General features: G+C 62.8%; 4 protein-coding genes. 2 read left to right on the top strand and 2 right to left on the bottom strand.

The genetic code is table 11. The annotated features are described in order from the left end of the window. A partial coding sequence (locus tag EOA60_RS17285; protein WP_164899366.1) for an Lrp/AsnC family transcriptional regulator occupies window positions 1-205 on the bottom strand: 205 nt, incomplete at its 3' end. Between the two features lie 220 nt (window positions 206-425). Between EOA60_RS17285 and trxB the strand changes: the two genes are divergently transcribed. After that, on the top strand, window positions 426-1,400 hold the full coding sequence (gene trxB, locus EOA60_RS17280) for a thioredoxin-disulfide reductase (protein WP_067326669.1): 975 nt from the start codon (window positions 426-428) through the stop codon (window positions 1,398-1,400). 72 nt (window positions 1,401-1,472) lie between these two features. Then, a complete protein-coding gene (locus tag EOA60_RS17275) occupies window positions 1,473-2,369 on the top strand; it encodes a LysR family transcriptional regulator (protein WP_095777339.1) in 897 nt (298 codons plus the stop codon). A gap of 821 nt (window positions 2,370-3,190) precedes the next feature. Here the strand turns inward: EOA60_RS17275 and EOA60_RS17270 are convergent. After that, window positions 3,191-5,242, bottom strand: a complete 2,052-nt coding sequence (locus EOA60_RS17270) for an elongation factor G (protein WP_067326663.1) — start codon at window positions 5,240-5,242, stop codon at window positions 3,191-3,193. Between the last annotated feature and the right edge of the window lie 53 nt (window positions 5,243-5,295).

Genomic DNA, 5,295 nt, shown 5'->3' with positions numbered 1-5,295 from the left:
CATCCATGCCGAGCGCCGGCGCATTGAGGAGCGCACGGTAACCGCGGATGATGCCGGCCTCTTCCAGTCGCCTGACGCGGCGCAGGCAAGGCGGCGCCGAGATGCCGACGCGGCCGGACAACTCGACATTGGTCATACGACCGTCACTCTGCAGCTCTCGCAGGATCTTCCAGTCGATGGCGTCGAGATCGGCTTTGAGCGGCATGATCGGCTTTCGCGCAAGAATCTTTCGCGATTTTGTAATTTGGTTTCGCGCACGAGGCCACCCCTTTGCGATGATTTTTCTGCAACTGGCTGCGATATGGCCCTGTATACCGCTATGAAGCTTTCCGGGGACGAAGGCCAAGCTGCCTTGCTGGCTTGGCGGGCAGCACTTACATTACCGGCAACAAAACCACGGCCCTCGCGCCGCAGGGGACTTTTTCATGAACACCAAACACGCGCCCGTTCTCATCATCGGCTCCGGGCCGGCCGGCTACACCGCTGCGATCTATGCCGCCCGCGCCATGCTGAAGCCGATGCTTGTCGCCGGCCTGCAGCAGGGCGGTCAGTTGATGATCACCACCGACGTCGAAAACTATCCGGGCTTCGCCGATCCGATCCAGGGCCCCTGGCTGATGGAGCAGATGCTCAAGCAGGCCGAGCATGTCGGCACCGAGATCGTCAACGACATCATCACCGAGGTCGACCTCAATGTGCGGCCGTTTCGCGCCACCGGCGATTCCGGCACCGTCTACACCGCCGACGCTTTGATCATCGCCACCGGCGCGCAAGCCAAGTGGCTGGGTATCCCGTCCGAGCAGACGTTCATGGGCTTCGGCGTCTCGGCCTGCGCCACCTGCGACGGCTTCTTCTATCGCGGCAAGGATGTCGCCGTGGTCGGCGGCGGCAATTCGGCGGTGGAGGAGGCGCTCTACCTCGCCAACCTCGCCAGGAGCGTCACCGTCATTCACCGCCGCAACGATTTCCGCGCCGAGCGTATCCTGCGCGAGCGGCTGTTCAAGAAGGACAATGTCCGCATCATCTGGGATACCGTCGTCGACGAGATCACCGGGCAGCCGGGCAAGGCACCGCTGCCGCCTTCGGTCGACGGCTTGAAGCTGCGCAATGTGGTGACGGGCGAAGTGTCGCGGCTGCAGGTCGATGGCGTCTTTGTCGCGATCGGCCATGCGCCGGCGGTCGAGCTTTTCATCGGCAAGCTGAAGCAGAAGCCGAACGGCTATCTGTGGACGGCGCCCGATTCGACCCGTACCGACGTTCCCGGCGTTTTCGCCGCCGGCGACGTCACCGACGATGTCTACCGGCAAGCGGTTACAGCTGCCGGGCTCGGTTGCATGGCCGCGCTCGAGGCGGAGAAATATCTGGCGGGGATCGAGGTTCACCGCGAAGCGGCGGAATAATCGATCGGCTGAAAAAAGCCGTTTAAAAGCCTGATTTTTCATTCAGACGCCAAGGGCAACACGAGGGGAATCATGGCGCTGGACTGGGACAAGCTACGCGTGTTTCACGCTGCGGCGGAGGCTGGGTCGTTTACCCATGCCGCCGAAACGCTGCATCTGTCGCAGTCGGCGATCTCGCGGCAGGTCAGCGCACTGGAGCATGACGTCGGCGTGGCGCTGTTCCATCGCCACGCGCGTGGCCTCGTGTTGACCGAGCAGGGCGAGATGCTGTTCCGCACGGCACATGACGTGCTGATGAAGCTGGAGACGATCAAGTCGCGGCTGACCGAGACCAAGGATCGCCCGTCCGGCGTGCTGAGGGTCACGACAACGGTGGGGCTCGGGGCCGGCTGGCTGACCGAGCGCGTGCAGGAATTCATCGAGCTCTACCCCGAGATCAGCCTGCAGCTCATCCTCGCCAACGAGGAACTCGACCTCACCATGCGTCAGGCCGATTGCGCCATCCGCCTACGCCAGCCGCAGCAGCCGGATCTTATCCAGCGCCGGCTGTTCACGGTGCATTTCCACCTTTATGCGTCGCCTTCCTATGTGGCGAAGTTCGGCAAGCCCGCCTCGATCGCCGAGCTCAGGAACCACCGGATCGTCACCTTCGGCGTGCCGGTGCCCTCGCATCTGTCGGAGCTGAACTGGCTGGAGACGGTCGGCGATTTCGAGGGCGGGCAAAGGGTGCCGACGCTGCAGATCAACGACATCCTGTCTATCAAGCGCGCGGTCCAGGGCGGCGCCGGCATCGCCATGCTGCCCGACTACGTCATCAACAAGGACTCGAACCTCGTCCAGTTGCTGCCCGAAACCGAGGTGCCGTCCTTCGACACCTATTTCGCCTATCCCGACGCGATGAAGAACCAGGCGAAGCTGCACGTGTTCCGCGATTTCATCATCGCCAAGGCGCGCAGTTGGTCCTACTAGCAGGACCTGCCGATATTCGGGTGGTGCCGGCCTGACCTGGCCCACGACAGGGACTTAAGCGCGCCATGGCGTGGGGCAGCCAGCCGGAGACAGCGCGCCCGGGGCGGAGACAAAGAACAAGGCGCTGCCGGCATTTGCCGAAAAAGTTCGCATCGGGCTCTCCTGCCGCAGAAATAAACGCGACCAGCCCAAGTTCGCATCATTGTGAATTTAGCGTATTTCGGCACCGGAATCTGACCCGGTTTGCATATCAGCGATCGCTTTCAGTCCGGAACGGCTCTGGATTCGGCGATTTTTTCTGGTCCTATCGGTTCTCGCGACGGATTAGACCACAGCCTACCTCTTTTTGCATGCGTGTGTTGCAAAATAGATGCTTGTTTCTTGAGCATGATGAGCACATATATAGTTCATCTCCAGGGCGCGTTCTCCTCCCATTAGCGCCCTCGAGTGTTCCCCTCTGGAGGTTAGCCCTAATCGGCACTTCCAATCAAACTCAGCCGGATCTTTATTGATCCGGCTTTTTTGTTGCGCCGAAGTCACGCCGACACCAGAAATGCGTGCGCGCGGCCCGCGTAACAGTGACATGTAACATCGGGTAACATGTCGCAGACGCACTCTATCGATTAGGTAGATCATAGGACGCGGTTGGTCGGTCCGGGAGATGGGGGCATCACTCGGACAGGCCGGGCTCAGGCAGCTACCGCGTCCGATCCATTTCCTGATGCGGCGGACCTGCCGTTGCCTCCCAAGGAAGACAGTCCGCAATAAGAACGGCGCCCGGACGATCCGGGCGCCGTTTTCGCGTCTTCAACAAGATCCGATCAGGCGGCCTTGCCGTTGGCGTTCATCGCCTCGTCGGCGAGGCGCCCGGTCAGCTCGGCCATATGGTCGAAGACGGCCTTGTAGCTGGCGACGCCTGCCGTCGCCGAGCGCAGCTCGATGATCAGGTCGCCGATCTCGGCCTGGGGCATGGTCGCTTCGACCACGTCCCAGCCCGGCCAGCCGGGCCGCGCGTCATAGCCAAGGATCTGGCCGCGCCGCTGCGGGATCAAAGCGATAATCCTCGAGGTCGCATCTGAAGGCGTGACGATCTCGACCTTCATGATCGGTTCCAGCAGAACCGGCGAACAGGCCGCCATGCCTTCCTTCATCGCCAGCTTGGCCGCCATCTGGAAGGCCATGTCGGACGAGTCGACGGCATGATAGGAGCCGTCCGAAAGGTTGACGGCGACATCGACCACCGGGAAGCCGAGCGGACCGGATTTCAGATAGTCGCGGATGCCGGTCTCCACCGACTGGATGTAGGTTTTTGGCACGACGCCGCCGGTGATGGTGTCGGTGAACTGGAAACCCGTGCCGCGCGGCAGCGGCTTGATCTCGATCACCACGTCGCCGAACTGGCCGTGGCCGCCCGACTGTTTCTTGTGGCGGCCGCGCTGCTGCGCGGATTTGCGGATCGTCTCGCGATAAGGCACCGCCGGCGAATGGCCATCGATCGGGATCTGGTTCTTGCCCTCCAGCCGCTCGCGCACGACGCGCAGGTGCATTTCGCCATGGCCCGACAATACGGTCTCCGCGGAATCCTGGTTGTGGTGCAGGCTGAGCGAGGGGTCTTCCTCGGCTAACCTCTGGATCGCTGCCGACATCTTGACCTCGTCCTTGCGCTCCTTGGGGCGCAGAGCGAATGCGAACACCGGTTGCGGGGGCTCCAGGGCGATCAGCGGCTTGATGCCGCCCTTGGCCGAACTCAGCGTTTGGCCGGTCCTGACATTGTCGAGCTTGCCGAGCGCGACGGTATCGCCAGCCTTGGCCGACGGCAGCTTCAACTGGTCTTTGCCAAGCATCTTGTAGATGCCGGAGACCTTCGTCGTGTCGCCGCTGGAGAGGAAGAGTTCGGCCGCGTCGGCCACCTGGCCGGAAAGCACACGCGAAATAGACAGTTTGCCGCCATGCGCGGTGTGGATGGTCTTCATCACCTGCACGACCGTCTGGCTGCCATCAGGCGCGCCAAGGCGCTTGCGCGTCGCCTCGACGTCAGGCGCGTCGTGGCGGATAGCTTTCAACAGGCGCAGCACACCGTTGCCCTTCTCGGCGGTACCGATCAGCACCGGCGTCACCGAGCCGGCGCGCAGGTCAGCGGCAAGGTCATCGAAGATCGCGTCCTTCGGGGGCTCGATCTCCTCCAGCAACTGCTCCATCAGCTGGTCGTCATGGTCGGCCAGCGTCTCCAGCATCGAGAACCGTGCCTCGAGCTCGCGCGCCTTGTCGTCGTCCGGAATCTCGGCGACCTGGCTTTCGGCATATTCGCGGTAGACATAGGCGCGCTCCAAGGCCAGATCGATCGAGCCGATGACGACACCATCCTTGCGCAATGGAATCTGGCGCAGCAGCAGCGGCGCCGAACTGGCCGGCTGCAGCATCTTTAGCGTCTCGCGCACGCCGGCGACCGCCTTGTCCACCTTGTTGAGGAACAGGATGCGCGGCACGCCGAGATCGTCGAGCTTGCGCATGATGAGCTGAAGCGCGGGTATCTTCTTTTCGTCCGCTTCGGCCACGACCACGGCGACATCGCAGGCGGCAAGCACCGGCTCCGCCTCGAAGGCGAACTCGATGGAACCGGGGCAATCGACGAAGGTGAACTGCTCGCCCATGAATTCCGTCGTGGCAAAGGTCGCCTCGACGCTCATGGCGTGGGCGCGGGCTTCTGGCGAATGATCGGAAACCGTGTTGCCCGATGAGACGGGATTCTGGCGGGGAATGGCGCCCGTGCGGGCGAGGATAGCTTCGAGAAGTGTCGTCTTACCGCTTGCGAAGGGACCGACTATGGCGATGCATTTCGGTCCCGTGCGTCGTCCTCCGGCGCGATTACCCATGGCTGACCTCCACTCAGGCGTTTCCCTGGGAGCGGCCGCCCGCCTGCTCCTCC

The organism is Mesorhizobium sp. M1A.F.Ca.IN.020.06.1.1, assembly GCF_004023265.1.
In the GTDB taxonomy this organism is placed as follows: Bacteria; Pseudomonadota; Alphaproteobacteria; order Rhizobiales; family Rhizobiaceae; genus Mesorhizobium.
The sequence above is the reverse complement of the archived record's forward strand: the minus strand, read 5'-3'. Positions and strand labels throughout refer to the sequence as shown.